The organism is Acidovorax sp. JHL-9 (genome assembly GCF_000426205.1).
In the GTDB taxonomy this organism is placed as follows: domain Bacteria; phylum Pseudomonadota; class Gammaproteobacteria; order Burkholderiales; family Burkholderiaceae_C; genus Acidovorax; species Acidovorax soli.
The window spans coordinates 182364-198252 of sequence record NZ_AUEX01000005.1; the positions used below are offsets into that span (position 1 = coordinate 182364).

A 15889-nucleotide genomic window follows, 5' to 3' on the forward strand; every position below is an offset into this window, starting at 1 on the left:
GCCATCTTCACTGCGGCGCTTCGCGGTATTCGACGTAGGCGCGGCCCCGCAACTCCTGCAGCCAGTTGGTGAAGGCCTCCTCGACCTTCTTCTCGCGCACCGTGTCGCGGGCCATGTCGCGCTGTTCGCGCTGGGTGAGCTTGGCCTCGCGGCGCGCCACCAGCTGGATCAGGTGCACGCCAAAACGCGACACCAGGGGCTCACTGACCTCGCCGGGCCGGAGTGTACTCATGGCCTGCTCGAATTCGGGCACGTAGCGGCCCGGATTGGCCCAGCCCAGATCGCCGCCCTGCTTGGCGCTGCCGTCCTGCGAATGCTCGCGTGCCAGCTCGGCAAAATCTGCCTGGCCCGCCACGATGCGACGCCGGTAATCGGCCAGCCGCGCTGCGGCGGCGCTTTCCGTCAGCTGGGGGCCGGTGCGCAGCAGGATATGGCGCACATGGCTCTGGGTCACCAGGGTGGAGACACCGCCGGTGGACTTGTCGGCCAACTTGAGCACATGAAAACCCGCCCCGGAACGCACGGGCCCGGCAATGCCCCCCACGGGCAGCTGCGCCGTGGCACTGACAAACAGCTCGGGATACCGGTCGGCCGGGCGCAGGCCCAGCAGCCCGCCCGCCGTCTTGGCTTCGGGGGAGTCCGAGAACTCTCTGGCCACGGCCGCAAAGTCCTCGCCGGCGCGCACCTTGTCGGCGGCGCGCTGGGCGCGGGCCTGGCGCTCGGCAACCTGGTCCGGGCTGGCGTTCTCGGGCACCCGCACCAGGATATGGCCCAGGTTGATTTCGACCTTGGAGGCATCCGCACTCGATTGCTGCTCGCGCAGGTACTGGTCCACGTCGAGATCGCTCACGCGCACCCGGGACTGCACATCGCGCTCGCGCAGGCGTTGCAGCAGCAGCTGGTTGCGCAGCTCTTCGCGAAAGCGCTCCTTGCTGATGCCGTCGGCAGCCAGCCGGCGGTGCATCTCCGCCACGCTGACGCTGTTTTGCTTGGCCACGCTCTCCTCGGCCTGGCCCACGGCAAAGTCATCCACGCGCATGCCGGCTTCACGGGCCAGCTGCAGCTGGATCTTTTCCACGATCAGGCGCTCCAGCACCTCGCGGGCCAGTGCCTCGCGGGGCGGCAGGTTGCCGCCCTGCTGGGCCACCTGCTGTGCAATGCGTTCCGCCCGGGACCGCACCTCGTTGTTGGTGACAGGTTCCGAATTGACCACCGCCACGATGAAATCGGCCTGCCGCAGTGCGGTGCCCGCACCGGGAGCGGGCAAGGTGAAGGAAGGTGCCGCAGGCGAAGTGCGCGAGAGGCCCGCTCCCGCCGCCCCCGAAGAGCGCAAGCCCTGCGCCGCAGCGCCATGGGTCACGAAAGATGCCAGGCACGCCAGGCCCAAAGCAATTGCACGGTGGTTCATGGTGTCAGGTTAGTCATAGTTGCTGAAGCGGCTGGGGGTGCTGACCTGATCGCGCAGGTATTGGTAGCGCGGCACATTCCGTTTCAGGGTGTCGAGGGGGTTGTTGCCCAGGCTCAGGCGCGAGAAACCCACGAATTCGATCTGGAACAGCAGCCGCGTGTTGGCGGTCGTCACGCTGCTTTGCAGGCGCTCCAGCACCACCCGGCCAATCCAGCAGCAGCTGTCGTATTCGAAGCCCACCACGGTGTCGACCAGCTTGCGGTCGCGCAGGCTGTAGTTGAGGCGGCCCACGCTGTACCAGCGGCCGCCGTCCTGGCCCTTGACGCGCTCGGGGCCGCTGCCCGCAGCTTGCCCGCCCCACAAGGCCGCCAGCGGCCACTGCCAGCCCACGTCGATCTGCTCGCTGGTGCCGCGCTGCAGGCGATAGACCGCGTTGATGGTGCGGAAGTTGCCCGGGCTGTAGCGCGCGCCCACGGTGGAACGGATGGAGCGTCCCGTCTTGGGGTTGTATTGCACGGTGGAGTCAAAGCCCCACTGCGGTGTCCAGTTGATGCCCGCCCCGAGCAGCACATCGGACAGGCGTTCGCTGATGGGCTGGTTGTCCAGGGTCACGTTCTGGTCGGAGAAGCGCAGGCGCTGGGCAATGCCCAGGCGCAAGGCCTCGGCGCCGGTATTGGGATCCAGGAAGCGCGTTGTCACGCCCATGGTCAGCAGGTTGTTGTCTGCCAGGCGGTCATTGCCGCCATAAGCGTTTTCGGTGTAGATGGTGCCGAAGTTGAAGTCCGTGGCCGCCGTGTCGTACAGCGGCAGGTAGCGCTGGTCGCGGTAGGGCGTGTAGGTGTAGAACGCGCGCGGCTCCAGCGTCTGCGTGAAGGCGCGGCCCAGCAGGCGCGCATCGCGCTCGAACACCAGCCCGCTGTCCAGGCTGAAGGTGGGCAGGGTGCGGCTGGCCGAGCTCTGGCCATTTCTCAGCGGTTTGTCGAACTGGTATTGCGTGGCATGCAGTTGCACTTTGGGGATGACGAAGCCCCCTGGCGCCAGAAACGGGCGGCTCAGCTGCGCCTGCACAAAGCTGCGCTGGCCATCGGCCGGGTTGGGCAGCGCCCGGTCCGCCTCGAAGCGCGTGGTGTCGGCCACCATGCTGAAATCCAGGCCCCGGTCCAGATCCTGGGGCGCATAGCGCCACAGCAGCTGGGGCATGAGGTTGTAGGGTGGCACGATGGGCGAGGCCACATCCTGCAGGGCCTGCCACTTCAGGGTGCGCACCTGGGCCGACATGTCGGCTGCAGCCCATGACAGGGTGGCATCGCTGGGCAGCAGGCGCTGGCGCAGCGGCAGCGGGCCCCGGCGGAAATCGCGCCAGTAGTTGTCGTCGCTCACCCGGTTGAGGTTGAGGTTCAGGCCCACACCGCCCACGGGGGTGCTGATCTGCCCCTGGTGCTGCGCCGAATAGCCCCAGCGCATGCGGTCGCGCTGGCTGTCCGTGGGCATCAGGTTGACGTCCACCAGGCCGCGGTAGTCGCTTTCCAGGTACCGGAACTCCCCCCCGACCTCGACGCCGCGTTTGGCCAGGATGGCGCCGCGCAGCGTGGCATCGCGGTTGGGGGCGATGTTCCAGTAGTAGGGCTGCATGTATTCGAGGCCATTGCGGCTGTCCAGGCCCACCGTGGGCGGCAGCAGCCCCGACTTGCGCTTGTCCGACAGCGGAAAGCTGATGTGCGGAATGGGCAGTACCGGCACCCCCTTGAACTCCAGCACGGCCCCGTCGGCGATGCCGACCTCCTCCGCCATGTCCAGGTGGATGGTCTTGGCGCGCAGCACCCAGTCGGGCTCCCAGCTGGCCGAGTCGTCTTTCTGGCAGGTGGTGTAAGTGGCGGTGTGCACCATGGTGCGGTCGCGGTCCAGGAAATCCACGCGCGTGGAATCGCCATGGGCGCCGGTGGCGAGAAAGCGGTAACGCGCATCGCTGAAGAAGCCCTGGAACGCGTCCACGCGCAGCTCCAGCTCCGAACCGTCATAGGTGTTGCCGGCCCGGTTGATGCGCACGCTTCCCTGCGCCTGGGCGAGGTCGTCAGCCACGGTGTAGTCCAGCCGGTCGGCCCGGATCACGGTATCCCCGCGGCGCAGCTCGGCATGGCCGTCGATGGTGGCCTTCACATCGGGCTGGCCGGTGATGTGGTCGCCCGACACAAACACCGGCAACTGGGGGCGCAGGTCTGCCGGCAGGGTCTCCTGCAGTTGCGGGCTGCGGCGCAGTGGCGGGGCATCCCAGGCACTGGGCGCATCGGCCTGCGCCAAGGCGGCCTGCGGCAGGCCACACCAGGCCAGCGCCACGGCACAGGCCAGAGGATGCAGCCCCGGCCGGCGGGCCCGCGCAGCGGCTTGCCGCACCGGCCGGGAAAGGGGTTGGGGGTTCTGCACGAAAGAGGGCGGGCGGCGGGGCACGTCGGGCAATATGAACAAGGCTTGAAAAACGGCCCGCGCCAGGCAGGGCGGGTTTGTAAAATGGGATTATCCATGAGCCACCCCTCTTCCCCCCCAACGCCCCTCGCCGCGGCATCGCCCGCCATCGCCAACCCTGCCAGCCTCGTCAGCTGGCCCGATGCGGCCCGGCAGGCAGCGTTCGCGCAGTGGCTCGCACCGCTGGTCCCCACCCACCAGCTGCTGCCCGCCAGCCTGCGCCCGGCCTCGGCCGACGCCAGCTTTCGGCGCTACCTGCGCATCGACCGCGCCACGGGTGGCAGCTGCATCGTGATGGACGCCCCGCCCGACAAGGAAAACTGCCGCCCCTTCGTGCAGGTGCAAGGCCTGATGGCCGCAGCCGGCCTGAACGTGCCGCAGATCCTGGCGTGGGACGAGCCCGGCGGTTTCATGCTGCTCAGCGATCTGGGCAGCACCACGCTGATCGAGCTGCTCCAGCCCGAAAACCCCCGGGCCGCCTACGGCTGGTACCAGCAGGCCACCGACGTGCTGCTCGACTGGCAGAAGGCCTCCAGGCCCGGCGTGCTGCCGGCCTATGACGAAGCGCTGCTGCGCCGCGAGCTGGCGCTGTTTCCCGACTGGTATCTGGTCCGGCACCGCGGCGTCACGCTCGATGACCGACAGCAGGCAACGCTGCAAAGCGCCTTCGATGCCATCGTGGCCCACAACCTGGCCGCCCCGCAGGTCTATGTGCACCGCGACTTCATGACGCGCAACCTGATGGCGCCCATGCAGGAAGGCGGCCCTCTGGGCGTGCTGGATTTCCAGGACGCCGTCCACGGCCCCATCACCTACGACATCGCCAGCCTGCTGCGCGATGCCTTCATCAGCTGGGAAGAAGATTTCGTCATCGACATTACCGTGCGTTACTGGGAAAAGGCGCGCAAGGCCGGCCTGCTGGGCGCCACCAGCGCCAGCGGCTGGGGCGATGACTTCGGCGAGTTCTACCGCGCCGTGGAGTGGATGGGCCTGCAGCGCCACCTCAAGGTGGCCGGCATCTTTGCGCGCCTGACCCTGCGCGACGGCAAGCCCAGGTACCTGGCCGACGCGCCGCGCTTCATGGGCTATATCCGCGCCACGGCCAACCGCTACCGCCAGCTGGGGCCGCTGCTCAAGATGCTGGACCAGATCGAAGGCACCGAACCCGTGACAGGCTTTGCCTACGGCCGGATGTGACGGGCTGCACCGTCCACCTGGCGCTCCAAGAGAAACATGGCTCTAGCGCTTATTGAAAAATCGCCTATAGCTATTAAATAAGTAGCATATGCCCCGTTTCCACTGCCCGGCACCCCTGGCCACCGGCGCCGAAATCGACCTGCCCCCGGGCGCCGCGCGCCATGTGCAGGTGCTGCGCCTGCAGCCGGGCGACGGCATCACGCTGTTCCATGGCGGCCAGGGCGCGAGCGACCCCGGCGGCGAATTCGACGCCACCGTGCTGCGCATGGGCCGCAGCGATGTGCGCGTGCTGATCGGCACCCACCACGCCATCGATCGCGAGGCACCGCGCGCCGTGCACCTGCTGGCCGGCATCACCGCCAACGAGCGCATGGACTGGCTGGTGGAAAAGGCCACCGAACTGGGCGTGGCCAGCATCACGCCGCTGGTGGCCGAGCGCAGCGTGCTCAAGCTCAAGGGCGAACGCGCCGAGAAAAAACTGGCCCACTGGCAGGCTGTGGCCGTGGCTGCCTGCGAGCAATGCGGGCGCAACCGCGTGCCCGTGGTGCATGGCGCGGTGGACCTGGCCGGCTGGCTGCGCGCCCACCCGACGGTGCCCGCGCAGGGCGCGCGCCTGCTGCTGTCCTTGCGCACCGGCACGCAGCCCCTGCGCGCGGCGGCGCCGGGCGACGGCGCGCTGACGTTTCTCTCGGGCCCCGAAGGCGGTCTGAGCGCTGCCGAGGAAGACCTGGCGCTGGCGCAGGGCTTCGCGCCCGTGACGCTAGGCCCGCGCGTGCTGCGCGCCGAAACCGCGCCGCTGGCGGCCCTGGCTGCGCTCACCCTCTGACTACATCCCGTAGTCGCGCTCCACACGCGCAATGCGGGTCTTGAAACCCGCATACCACCGGTCCCGGCCCAGGCGCTGGGCTTCGAGGTGCTCGGCGTTCGCCTTCCAGGCGGCGATGGACTCCAGGTCGGCCCAGTACGACACCGTGATGCCCAGGCCGTCGCGCGCCGACTCCACGCCCAGAAAGCCCGGTTGTTGCGCTGCCAGCGCCACCATGCGCTCGGCCATGGCGCCGTAGCCGTTGTCACCGTCCGTGCGCAGGCTGGTGAAGATCACCGCGTAGTAAGGCGGCGCGGGGGTATTGGCGAATTCCATCTCAGCGCGCCGGCTTCGGAGGCTGCATGGGCTGGATCGCGCCGCAGCTGTCCGCCAGCCACTTGCCCGACTGCGCCATGTCGATCTGCTCGGGCTTGCCCTGGTTCTCGGTCCTGAGCCTGAACTGGCCGGTGTAGGCGGTGGGCCCCTGCAGGGTGACCGTGCCCTCGCCGCTCGACGGCGGCTGGCCCTGGCCGCCCTTGCAGCTGAAAGCGACTTTCATCGTACTGGCGTTGATGCGCTCCACCTTCTGCATGCAACCCTGCTGCTGCGGAACCTGGTCCAGTTCGGCCTGCTCCCGGGTGACGCAGACCTTCACCGTCTGGCCCGTGGACCCCATGCCCACGCCCTGCTGGGCCATCATCTGTTCCATCTGCTGGCGCTGCGCGGGCGGCATGCTGGCCAGAGACTTCTGCATCTCGGCCATGGCGGCTGCCATCTGGCCACTCTGGCTTTTCATCACCACGCTGTGCTCCCACAGCCCGGGCCGCATTTTTTGTACCTGTGCGTGGGCCAGGCCAGGGGCGCCGGCGAACAGCACCACAGTGGTCAGGGCAATGGCAAATCTTTGCATGGCCGGGCTCTCCGGGCAGGATGGCGAAAGACCGACAGTATCCCCAAGCCGCGCCGCGCTGCCAAGACCCGGTGCGCTCAGGCGCTCAGGTGCGGCGGCGCACGCAGCTGCTCGGGCGTGGTGAAGTAGGCCGCCGCATCCCCCAGCCCGGCGCGCGCCCGGGCCAGCTCTTGCCGCGCCACGGTGCGCAGGTGCACCTCGTCGGGCCCGTCCATCAGGCGCAGGGCGCGGCCCCAGGTCCAGAAGGCCGCCAGCGGCGTGTCGGGCGACAGGCCCATGGCGCCGAAGATCTGCATGGCACGGTCCACCACGCGCTGCTGCAGGCGCGCGGCCACCACCTTGATGGCGGCGACCTGCGCGCGGGTCTGCTGCACGTCCGCAGCGCTGCCCTGGTCCAGCAGCCAGGCGGCGTGCAGCACCAGCAGGCGCGCCTGGTCGATCTCGATGCGCGACTCGGCGATCCACTCCTGCACATTGGCCTGCTCGGCCAGCGGCTTGCCAAAGGCCGTGCGCTCCAGCGCGCGTTCGGTGGCGAGGCGCAGGGCCAGCTTGCACTGGCCGATGGTGCGCATGCAGTGGTGCACCCGCCCCGGCCCCAGGCGCGCCTGGGCCATGGCAAAGCCCGCGCCCCAGTCGCCCAGCAGGTGGTGAGCGGGCACGCGCACGCCCTGCAGCAGGATCTCGCAATGCCCCTCGGGCGCATGGTGGTGCAGCACGCTGATGTTGCGCACGATCTGCACGCCCGGCGTGTCCACGGGCACCAGCACCATGCTGTGGCGGTGGTGGCTGCTGGCATGGTCGGCATCTGCATTGCGGCACAGCACGATGAGCAGCCGGCAGTGCGGGTGCGCCGCGCCGGTGATGAACCACTTGCGGCCATGGAGCACCAGGTCGCCTCCCTCACGCCGCACCGTGGTCTGCAGGTTGGTGGGGTCGGACGAGGCCACGTCGGGCTCGCTCATCGCAAAGGCCGAGCGCATCTGGCCGTCAAGCAGCGGCACCAGCCACGCGGCGCGCTGCGCGGGCGTGGCGAAGCGGTGCAGCAGCTCGATATTGCCGGTGTCGGGCGCATGGCAGTTGAACACCTCGGGCGCCCAGGGCAGGCGGCCCATGGCTTCGGCCAGTGGCGCGTAGTCGAGGTGGCACAGGCGCGTGCCGGGCTCGTCATCCCGCAGCGTGGGCAGGAACAGGTTCCACAGGCCTTCTTCGCGCGCCAGGGCCTTGAGGTCTTCCACAAACGGCGGGGGGTAGTCGCCCGCCTGCACGGCCGCATGCCAGGCCGCGTTGTAGGGCAGCAGGTAGCGGTCCATGAAGGCCAGCAGGCGTTCATGCAGTTGCCGGGCCAGGGGGGAAGGTGCGAAGTCCATGCCGGCATTGTGAAAACACCGCCGGTGCGCGTCAAAACGCAGGCGACACGGGCCTTGATGCACATCAGCGGCAGCAAGCTTGCGAGCTTGGGTGTCACTGAATTCGCTTTCATTTTGATAGCTGCAAGCGCCTATTCAACAGGCTCTATAGGACTTTTCTGTTTCCAACCTGCTCAGGGCGCGGGTACCATCGCCCCATGAGCGCCCATTACGAAACCCTGCAGCAAGCCGACCGCTACCGCGAGGCTTTCGCGGTGGAGCCCCCGCATGCGCTGGGTGAGCGCCACCTGTGGCCGCGCAAGCCGGGCTTCTTCATCCTGCATGCGGCCACGGCGGCGGCGCTGGCGCCAGCACCGGGCGCGGCGCCAGAGGCGGCCACCGATGCCAACACCGCCACCCCCCGCGTGCTGGTGCCCGCGCAGTGGGGCCTGGTGCCGCACTGGGTCAAGTCCGCATCCGACGCCAGGCTGCGCGCGCCCAAACTGGTCCATGCCAAGTCCGACCTGGCCTCCACGGGCACGGCGTTTCGCGATGCCTGGCTGAACGGCCAGCGCTGCATCGTGCCCATGGCCGCGTTTTATGAAGACGACCTGCGCAGCGGCAAGGCCGTGCCCACCCGCATCGCGCGCGTGGACGGCAAACCCATGGGCGTGGCAGGCCTGTGGGCGCGCTGGCAGGGTGCCGATGGCGAAGTCATCATCAGCTACTGCCTGCTCACGGTGAACGCCAACCACCACGCGCTGCTGCGCCGCTACGGCCCGCCGGGCAGCGAAAGGAACATGCCCGCCATCCTGAACGAAGGCGCCTACGACGCCTGGCTCACGGCCCGGCCCGACAAGGCCAAGGAGTTCATGCGGCAATACGCGGCAGAGCGCCTGCTGGCCAACCCGGTGGAGAAGAAAGCCGACAAGGTGCCCAAGGGCTGGCTGGGCTGATACCGCTCAGCTGCCGTCACCGGGCTCCTGCGCGCCCGCCCAGCCCGCACCCACGGCCTGGTACAGCGTGGCAGTGCCCTGCAGGCGGCGCGCCTGGGCCGCCACCAGATCAGCGCGGATCTGCTGCGCCTGCTGTTGGGCACTGAGCAGCTGCAAGTAGCTGGCGGAACCCAGTGCGTACTGCCGCTGCACCGACTGCAGGCTGCCCTGCGCGGCGGCATCGGCACCGACCTGCGCGGCCAGCGCCTGGGCGTCGGTGTCCAGCGCGTGCAAGGCATCGGCCACGCTGCGCAAGGCCTCCAGCACCACGCCCTGGTAGTTGGCGGCGGCGGCGTCCAGCGCCGCCAGCGCAGCGCGCCTCTCGGCCGGCAGCGCGGGGTTGAACAAGGGCTGCGTGATCTGGCCGATCAGGCTCCACACGGCGGCGCCGCCGCCAAACAGGGCGCCCGTGGTCAGCGCCTGCGAGCCCAGGCTGGCACTGAGGTTGACTTGCGGGTACAGGCGCGCCACAGCCACGCCGTAATCGGCCGTGGCCGCATGCAGCAGCGCCTGCGCACCCTGGATGTCGGGGCGCTGGCGCACCCATCCGGACGGAATGGCCTGTGGCAGATCGGTGGGCAGCGTGAAATCGTGCAGCGCGAACCGGGGCAGCCCCTGCGCGGTGGGCTCGCGCCCGGCCAGCGTGGCCAGTAGGTGGCTGCCTTGCTGGTGCTGCTGGCGCAGCAGCGGCACGCTGGCGCGTGTTTGTTCCACCTGCGCCTGCAGCGCCAGCACCTCGCTGTGCGCGGCCTGGCCCAGGCGCAGGCGCTCGCCGGCCAGGTGCAGCTGCTCGTCTTGCAATTGCACGATGGCCTGCAGCGCCTCGATCTGCGCCGCCAGCCGCGCCTGCGTGATGGCGGTGCCGACGATGCTGGCCACCAGGTTCAGCCGCGCGCCTTCGCGCTGGTAGCGCCGGTAGTCGGTGCGGGCGCCCAGGGCCTCCAGGGCGCGCCGGTTGCCGCCGGCCAGGTCGAGCGTGTAGCGCACGCCGAGGCTGGCGCTGTACTGGTCAAAGCTGCGCCCTTCGCCCGGCAGGCCTTGCGCGCTGGGCGAGATGCGCTGGCGCTGGGCGCCCGCGCTGGCATCGACGCGGGGCAGTTGCGTGGCGCCGGCCTGCGCCGCCTGCATCTCTTGCGCCTGGCGCAGCGTGGCCTCGGCGGCAGCCAGCGTGGGGCTGGCTGCCAGCGCCTGGTCAATCAGCTGGTTCAAGGGGGGCGAGCCCAACTGGTGCCACCACGGCGCGGCCAGGTCGATGGCGGCCTCCGGGTGGGGTGCGGGCCCCCGCGCGGAAATCTGCACGCTGTCGGGCGCGGCCGGCGGGTGAAAGTCGGGCCCGGTGGTACAGCCGGCCAGCAGCGCCGCACAGGCGGCAGCGGCCAGCGCAAGCCGGGCACGGGCGCTGCGCTGCGTTGTCTTTGCCATGGCGTTTCCTTGTGGGGGGTTATGCAAGACTGCGGCCTTCGCCCGCTTCCTCGTGCGTCACGCCGTCGCGGATGTGGTAAATCCGCCGGAAGGTGGGGATGATTTTTTCGTCGTGCGTGACCACGATGACGGCGGTTTCGAACCGGCGCGCCATGTCGTTGAGGATGCGGACCACGGCCAGGGCGCGCGCGCTGTCCAGCGGCGCGGTGGGCTCGTCGGCTAGGATAACGGGCGGGCGGTTGACGAGGCCGCGGGCAATCGAGATGCGCTGCTGTTCGCCGCCCGAGAGCTGGGCCGGCATGGCGCGCGCGCGGTGCTGCACATCGAGCGCGGTGAGCAACTCCAGCGCCCGGGCACGGGCCTCGGCGTTGGGCACGCCGGCCAGCATGGGCAGCAAGGCGACATTGTCGGTGGCGTCCAGAAACGGAATCAGGTAGGGCGCCTGGAAGACAAAGCCGATCTTGTCGCGCCGCAGCGCCCGCAGGTCGCGCACCTGCCAGCCGTTGTCGTAGATCACCTCGTCACCCAGCACCATGCGGCCGGCGCTGGGATCGATGACGGCGCCCAGGCATTTGAGCAGCGTGCTCTTGCCCGAGCCCGACGGCCCCACCAGCCCGACCACTTCGCCAGGGCTGACCTGCAGGTTGACGTCTTTCAGGGCGTGCACGGCGGTGTCGCCCTTGCCAAAGCTTTTGCTCAAACCCTCTACGCGGATGCCTTTGGCGCTCATGGCATCACCCGATGGCCTGTGCCGGGTCCACCCGCAGCGCCATGCGGATGGCGACCACGCTGGCGATCACGCAAATGCCCAGCACGGCGAAGAAGCCGGCCACCGAATCCATGGGCATGAGCAACACGTATTTGGGAAAAAACGGTGCGGCAAACGTGGCCGAGATCTTGCCCACCACGAAGCCGATCACCCCCAGCGCCAGCGCCTGCTGCAGGATCATGGCGGCGATGGTGCGGTTGCGTGTGCCAATGAGCTTGAGCACGGCGATCTCGCGGATCTTGTCCATCGTGAGCGAATAGATGATGAAGGCCACGATGGCGGCGCTGACCACGGCGAGGATGGCCAGGAACATGCCGATCTGCTTGGCCGACGTGGCGATCAGCTTGCTGACCAGGATTTCTTCCATCTGCGGGCGCGTGTAGGCCGTGAGGCGCTTCCAGCGCTGGATGGCCTGGGCCACCTCGTGCGGGGCGGCGCCGGGCTGCACGGTCACCAGCACGGCGTTGACGAAGGCATTGGTGCTTTGCGAGGCGATCACGGCATCGAGCAGGCCGGGCACCGCCGGGCGGTTGAAGGCCGGGTTGGCCTCGGTGCGGCGGCGGCTGTGCCAGATGGCGTCGTTGTCCTTGAGAAACTGCGCCTCTTGCGCATCCTTGAGCGGTATGAACACCATGGGATCACCGCTGGAGGACACCATGCGCCGCGTCAGCCCGACCACGGTGTAGTGGTTGCGCCGCACCGTCAGGCGCTCGCCCAGCTGAAAACCGGCGGCCACGTCGGCCACGGCTTCGTAGTGGCCGCGCGTGACCTGGCGCCCGTCCACCAGGTGCGGTGGCCAGCCCGGCGTGACACCCGCCGCGCCCGGCGCAATGCCCACCACCATGGCGCGCACATCGCTGCTGCCCTTGCGCACCTGCGTGGTGAGGTAGGTGACATTGGCGGCCTGGGCCACGCCGGGCATCGCCAGGATGCCGCGGTACAGGTCGTCCTGCAGGCTGGACGATTCGGCATAGGGCCCGAGCGTGTCTTTCTGCACCACCCAGATGTCGGCGCGGCTGTTGTCGAGCAGCGCCTTGCCATCGTCCACCATGCCCCGGTACACCCCGGCCATGGTCAACGTCACCCCGATCAGCAGGCCCAGGCCCACACCGGTGAAGACGAACTTACCCCAGGCATGCAGGATGTCGCGGCCGGACAGGCTGATCATGGCGCGCCCTTGCTTGCACCCTTGGCAACACGCTCCACCACCCGGATGCGGCTGCGCGCGGTCAGGGGTTTTTCGCTGTAAGCGACCACTTGGTCGCCCTCGTCCAGCCCCTGCAGCACCTGCACGTGGCCGTCGAGATCGGCGCTGCCCAATTGCACTGGTGCGAATTGCAGCTTGCCATCGGCCCAGCGCCACACGCCGGTCTGGCCGCCCACGCGCTGCACGGCGGCATTGGGCAGCACGGGCTGCGCCGCCAGCGCGGGCAGGGCTATGGTGACCTCGGCCAGCTCACCGAGCGGCGGCAGGGGCGAGGGCAAGGCCTCGAACACCACCTTGGCCAGCGTTTCCTCGGTCACGGCATCGGCCAGCGGCTCGACGCGCAGCACGCGCCCCGCCAGCGCCTGGCCCGCGCGCGAGCGCAGCACCACATGTGCCGGCAGGCCGGCCTTCAGGCCATGGGCGTTGATCTGGTCCAGACGCACATTGATCCACAGGCTGGCAGGGTCCACCACCTCCACCACCGCCTGGCCGGCCACCACGGTGGTGCCGGGGTCGGCAAAGCGCAGCGTCACCAGACCAGCGGCGGGCGCCACCAGGCGCAGATGGCGCCGCTGCGTGCCGATGGCGGCGCGCTCGGCACGCACGCGCACCGCTTCGGCCTGCGCGGCGGCCACGGCGGCATCGGCCACCTGCAGCTCCTGCTGCTTGGCAGCGGCCAGCTCTTCGCTGGTCGAGCGCACGGCCAGAAGTTGCGCATACCGCGTGGCCTGCGCCTGGGCATGGACCTGGCGCGCCTGGGCCTCGCGCAGGCTGGCCTGCACGCGTTGCAGTGCGGCCTCCTGGGCCTGCAAGCGGTCCTGCAGGTCGACCGCATCCATCTCGCCCAACACCTGGCCGGCCTGGACAGAGTCGCCCACGTCCACATCCAGCCGCTGGATACGCCCAGCCACCGTGGGGCCGATTTTGGTGGTGGTGCGGGCGCCGATGGTGCCTACGCCAAACAGCGCCGGCGTGAGGGCCTTGCGCTCGACCTGGGCCAGTGTGACCGCCACCGGGGCCAGCGGGCCCGAGCGCAGCACCACATAGACGAACAGCGCCAGCAGGGGCACCACCACGGCCAGCAGCGCCAGCGTGCGGTTTTGCAATGGGAATTTTTTCATCGTGTGCTTTCGCTGGCGGACGCAATGCCGCACTGGTAGATGGCAAAAACCCGGGGGGCATCGCTGCGCATGCGCTGCATATCGCCGGTGATCAGCGACTGCATCACCAGGCCCTGGATGGTGCCGATGAACAACGTGGCCGCCGCCGGCACATCCAGCCCCGCGTGCACCTCGCCCTGCGCCTGGCCTTGCGCGATCAGACCTTGCAGGCGCTTGCCATAGCTGGTGATGAGCGTCTGCACCATCTGCTTGGGGAGCGTATCGCCCGCGCGCTGCAGCTCGCTGAAGATGATGCGCGGCACGCCCGGGTGCTCGGCCACGAAGGCGACATGCGCCATGAACATGGCCCGCAGCGCCGCCAGGGGCGAAGCCGCGCCCTCGGCCGCGCGGTCGATGCGCGCCAGCAGCTGCGTGGCCACCCAGTCCATCACCGCCTGCAGGATGGCGTCCTTGTTCGGAAAGTGCCGGAACAGCGCGCCCTGCGTGAGGTGCATGTGCCGGGCAATGGCCGAGGTGGTGATCTCGCTCGGGTTCTGCGTGGCCGCCAGCGCCACCACGGCCTCGACGGTGACGGCACGGCGTTCGTCGGCAGGCAGGTGTCTGGGCGCAGCGGCCTCGGTGGCGGTGTTTTTCATGATGAAAGTAAGTAATCTATTACTATCTTATCGCTGTTTGTGAACGGTGTCATCTGGAAAGAAAACCGGGTCGCCGGTGGTATTGACCCTGGTTGCCCTTACAACCCCAGCGACTGGTACAGCCCGTCCATGCGCGCCACCACCTCGGCATCCATGGCCATGGGCCGGCCCCACTCGCGCTGGGTTTCACCGGGCCACTTGTTGGTGGCGTCCAGGCCCATCTTGCTGCCCAGGCCGCTCACGGGCGAGGCGAAGTCGAGGTAGTCGATGGGGGTGTTCTCCACCATCATGGTGTCGCGCACCGGGTCCATGCGGGTGGTGATGGCCCAGATGACTTCCTTCCAGTCGCGCACGTCCACATCGTCGTCCACCACCACGATGAACTTGGTGTACATGAACTGGCGCAGGTGGCTCCACACGCCCATCATCACGCGCCGGGCGTGGCCCGCGTAGGCCTTCTTGATGCTCACCACCGCCATGCGGTAGCTGCAGCCCTCGGGCGGCAGGTAGAAGTCCACGATCTCGGGGAACTGCTTTTGCAGCAGCGGAATGAACAACTCGTTCATCGCCAGGCCCAGCACGGCGGGCTCGTCGGGGGGCTTGCCGGTGTAGGTGCTGTGGTAGATCGCGTTCTTGCGCAGGGTGATGCGGTCGATGGTGAGCACGGGGAACTCGGCGCACTCGTTGTAGTAGCCGGTGTGGTCGCCGTACGGCCCTTCGAGCGCGTGCTGCCAGCCGCTCGCGTGGCTGGCATCGGGCTGGATGTGGCCTTCGAGCACGATCTCGGCCGTGGCCGGCACCGTGAGCGGCACGCCCAGCGCGGGCGTGACCTCGGTGCGGGCGCCGCGCAGCAGGCCGGCGAACTGGTATTCGCTCAACGCGTCAGGCACGGGAGTGACGGCGCCCAGCAGCGTGGCCGGGTCGGCACCCAGCGCCACCGCCACGGGATAGGGCTGTCCAGGGTGGGCCGCGCAATGGTCGCGAAAATCCAGCGCCCCGCCCCGGTGGGCCAGCCAGCGCAGGATGAGCTGGTTGCGCCCGACCACCTGCTGGCGGTAAATGCCCAGGTTCTGGCGTGCCTTGCGCGGGCCGCGCGTGATGGTCAGGCCCCAGGTGATGAGCGGCGCCACGTCGCCGGGCCAGCAGTGCTGCACGGGCAGGCGGTCGAGATGAACATCGGGGCCTTCCCACACCTCCTGCTGGCAGGGCGCGCCCCGGCCCACGGTGTGCGGCGCCATGTTCCACAGGGTCTTGAGCAAGTGGCCCATGCCCAGCATGTCCTTGAAGCCCTTGGGCGCCTCGGGCTCCTTGAGCGTGGCCAGCAGCTCACCGAAAGCACGCACGCCACGCAGGTCGGCCACGCCCATGGCGCGGGCCACGCGCTCGGGCGTGCCGAACAGGTTGGTGAGCACGGGCATGCGGTGGCCCGTGGGCTGCGTGAACAGCAGCGCGGGGCCACCGGCGCGCAGCACGCGGTCACTCAGCGCGGTCATCTCCAGGTGGGGAGATACGGGGTCGGAAACACGGCGCAGGTCGCCCGTGGCTTCGAGCTGGGCCATGAAGTCGCGCAGGTCGCGGTAGGCCATCTCAGTACCCATACTTGAACCAACAGGC

The 15889-nt window shown here is 69.1% G+C and carries 14 protein-coding genes; 3 read left to right on the forward strand and 11 right to left on the reverse strand.

Annotation, left to right across the window (positions count from 1 at the left end):
• Positions 1–7 precede the first annotated feature (7 nt).
• Together K225_RS0106115 and K225_RS0106120 are read right to left on the reverse strand one after the other, a co-directional pair.
• Entirely contained in the window at positions 8–1408 is a 1401-nt protein-coding gene (locus tag K225_RS0106115) for a peptidylprolyl isomerase (RefSeq protein WP_026435593.1), read from the reverse strand.
• 9 nt (positions 1409–1417) lie between these two features.
• On the reverse strand, positions 1418–3829 hold the full coding sequence (locus K225_RS0106120; protein WP_081679611.1) for an LPS-assembly protein LptD: 2412 nt from the start codon (positions 3827–3829) through the stop codon (positions 1418–1420).
• Between the two features lie 96 nt (positions 3830–3925).
• Between K225_RS0106120 and K225_RS0106125 the strand changes: the two genes are divergently transcribed.
• Together K225_RS0106125 and K225_RS0106130 are read left to right on the forward strand one after the other, a co-directional pair.
• On the forward strand, positions 3926–5065 hold the full coding sequence (locus tag K225_RS0106125; protein ID WP_026435595.1) for an aminoglycoside phosphotransferase family protein: 1140 nt from the start codon (positions 3926–3928) through the stop codon (positions 5063–5065).
• Positions 5066–5153: 88 nt separating this feature from the next.
• Positions 5154–5891, forward strand: coding sequence for a 16S rRNA (uracil(1498)-N(3))-methyltransferase (locus K225_RS0106130; RefSeq protein ID WP_026435596.1), 738 nt, complete (start codon positions 5154–5156; stop codon positions 5889–5891).
• Here K225_RS0106130 and K225_RS0106135 read toward each other — a convergent pair whose 3' ends face one another.
• The 3 genes from K225_RS0106135 to K225_RS0106145 all read right to left on the reverse strand — a co-directional run bounded on the left by K225_RS0106135 (position 5892) and on the right by K225_RS0106145 (position 8147).
• A complete protein-coding gene (locus K225_RS0106135) occupies positions 5892–6206 on the reverse strand; it encodes an antibiotic biosynthesis monooxygenase (protein WP_026435597.1) in 315 nt (104 codons plus the stop codon).
• 1 nt (position 6207) lies between these two features.
• Positions 6208–6780, reverse strand: a complete 573-nt coding sequence (locus K225_RS0106140) for a DUF3617 domain-containing protein (RefSeq protein ID WP_026435598.1) — start codon at positions 6778–6780, stop codon at positions 6208–6210.
• Positions 6781–6857: 77 nt separating this feature from the next.
• On the reverse strand, positions 6858–8147 hold the full coding sequence (locus K225_RS0106145; protein ID WP_026435599.1) for an acyl-CoA dehydrogenase family protein: 1290 nt from the start codon (positions 8145–8147) through the stop codon (positions 6858–6860).
• A 197-nt stretch (positions 8148–8344) separates the two neighbouring features.
• Between K225_RS0106145 and K225_RS0106150 the strand changes: the two genes are divergently transcribed.
• Entirely contained in the window at positions 8345–9082 is a 738-nt protein-coding gene (locus K225_RS0106150) for an SOS response-associated peptidase (protein WP_026435600.1), read from the forward strand.
• Between the two features lie 6 nt (positions 9083–9088).
• Here K225_RS0106150 and K225_RS0106155 read toward each other — a convergent pair whose 3' ends face one another.
• From K225_RS0106155 to ubiD, 6 genes are all read right to left on the reverse strand, one after another.
• On the reverse strand, positions 9089–10543 hold the full coding sequence (locus K225_RS0106155) for an efflux transporter outer membrane subunit (RefSeq protein ID WP_034711868.1): 1455 nt from the start codon (positions 10541–10543) through the stop codon (positions 9089–9091).
• A 19-nt stretch (positions 10544–10562) separates the two neighbouring features.
• The gene (locus K225_RS0106160; RefSeq protein ID WP_026435602.1) at positions 10563–11273 is read right to left on the reverse strand and encodes an ABC transporter ATP-binding protein; all 711 of its coding nucleotides are present in this window, start codon (positions 11271–11273) and stop codon (positions 10563–10565) included.
• Positions 11274–11277: 4 nt separating this feature from the next.
• Complete coding sequence (locus K225_RS0106165) at positions 11278–12480, reverse strand: ABC transporter permease (protein ID WP_026435603.1); 1203 nt, start codon at positions 12478–12480, stop codon at positions 11278–11280.
• Positions 12477–13640 carry an efflux RND transporter periplasmic adaptor subunit gene (locus K225_RS0106170; RefSeq protein WP_026435604.1) on the reverse strand — a complete coding sequence of 388 codons (1164 nt, stop codon included), beginning with the start codon at positions 13638–13640 and terminating at the stop codon, positions 12477–12479. The genes K225_RS0106165 and K225_RS0106170 overlap by 4 nt, the downstream gene beginning before the upstream one ends.
• Complete coding sequence (locus K225_RS0106175; RefSeq protein ID WP_026435605.1) at positions 13637–14275, reverse strand: TetR/AcrR family transcriptional regulator; 639 nt, start codon at positions 14273–14275, stop codon at positions 13637–13639. Before K225_RS0106175 ends, K225_RS0106170 begins: the two co-directional genes overlap by 4 nt.
• Positions 14276–14373: 98 nt before the next feature.
• Complete coding sequence (gene ubiD / locus K225_RS0106180; protein ID WP_026435606.1) at positions 14374–15861, reverse strand: 4-hydroxy-3-polyprenylbenzoate decarboxylase; 1488 nt, start codon at positions 15859–15861, stop codon at positions 14374–14376.
• Positions 15862–15889 lie beyond the last annotated feature (28 nt).

What these genes read in the sequence shown, in the direction of transcription:
- K225_RS0106150 (WP_026435600.1), top strand. Translation starts at nt 8,345, where the DNA reads ATGAGCGCCCATTACGAAACCCTGCAGCAAGCCGACCGCTACCGCGAG.
- K225_RS0106140 (WP_026435598.1), bottom strand. Translation starts at nt 6,780, where the DNA reads ATGCAAAGATTTGCCATTGCCCTGACCACTGTGGTGCTGTTCGCCGGC.
- K225_RS0106125 (WP_026435595.1), top strand. Translation starts at nt 3,926, where the DNA reads ATGAGCCACCCCTCTTCCCCCCCAACGCCCCTCGCCGCGGCATCGCCC.
- K225_RS0106165 (WP_026435603.1), bottom strand. Translation starts at nt 12,480, where the DNA reads ATGATCAGCCTGTCCGGCCGCGACATCCTGCATGCCTGGGGTAAGTTC.
- K225_RS0106115 (WP_026435593.1), bottom strand. Translation starts at nt 1,408, where the DNA reads ATGAACCACCGTGCAATTGCTTTGGGCCTGGCGTGCCTGGCATCTTTC.
- K225_RS0106135 (WP_026435597.1), bottom strand. Translation starts at nt 6,206, where the DNA reads ATGGAATTCGCCAATACCCCCGCGCCGCCTTACTACGCGGTGATCTTC.
- K225_RS0106145 (WP_026435599.1), bottom strand. Translation starts at nt 8,147, where the DNA reads ATGGACTTCGCACCTTCCCCCCTGGCCCGGCAACTGCATGAACGCCTG.
- ubiD (WP_026435606.1), bottom strand. Translation starts at nt 15,861, where the DNA reads ATGGCCTACCGCGACCTGCGCGACTTCATGGCCCAGCTCGAAGCCACG.
- K225_RS0106175 (WP_026435605.1), bottom strand. Translation starts at nt 14,275, where the DNA reads ATGAAAAACACCGCCACCGAGGCCGCTGCGCCCAGACACCTGCCTGCC.
- K225_RS0106160 (WP_026435602.1), bottom strand. Translation starts at nt 11,273, where the DNA reads ATGAGCGCCAAAGGCATCCGCGTAGAGGGTTTGAGCAAAAGCTTTGGC.
- K225_RS0106130 (WP_026435596.1), top strand. Translation starts at nt 5,154, where the DNA reads ATGCCCCGTTTCCACTGCCCGGCACCCCTGGCCACCGGCGCCGAAATC.
- K225_RS0106155 (WP_034711868.1), bottom strand. Translation starts at nt 10,543, where the DNA reads ATGGCAAAGACAACGCAGCGCAGCGCCCGTGCCCGGCTTGCGCTGGCC.
- K225_RS0106170 (WP_026435604.1), bottom strand. Translation starts at nt 13,640, where the DNA reads ATGAAAAAATTCCCATTGCAAAACCGCACGCTGGCGCTGCTGGCCGTG.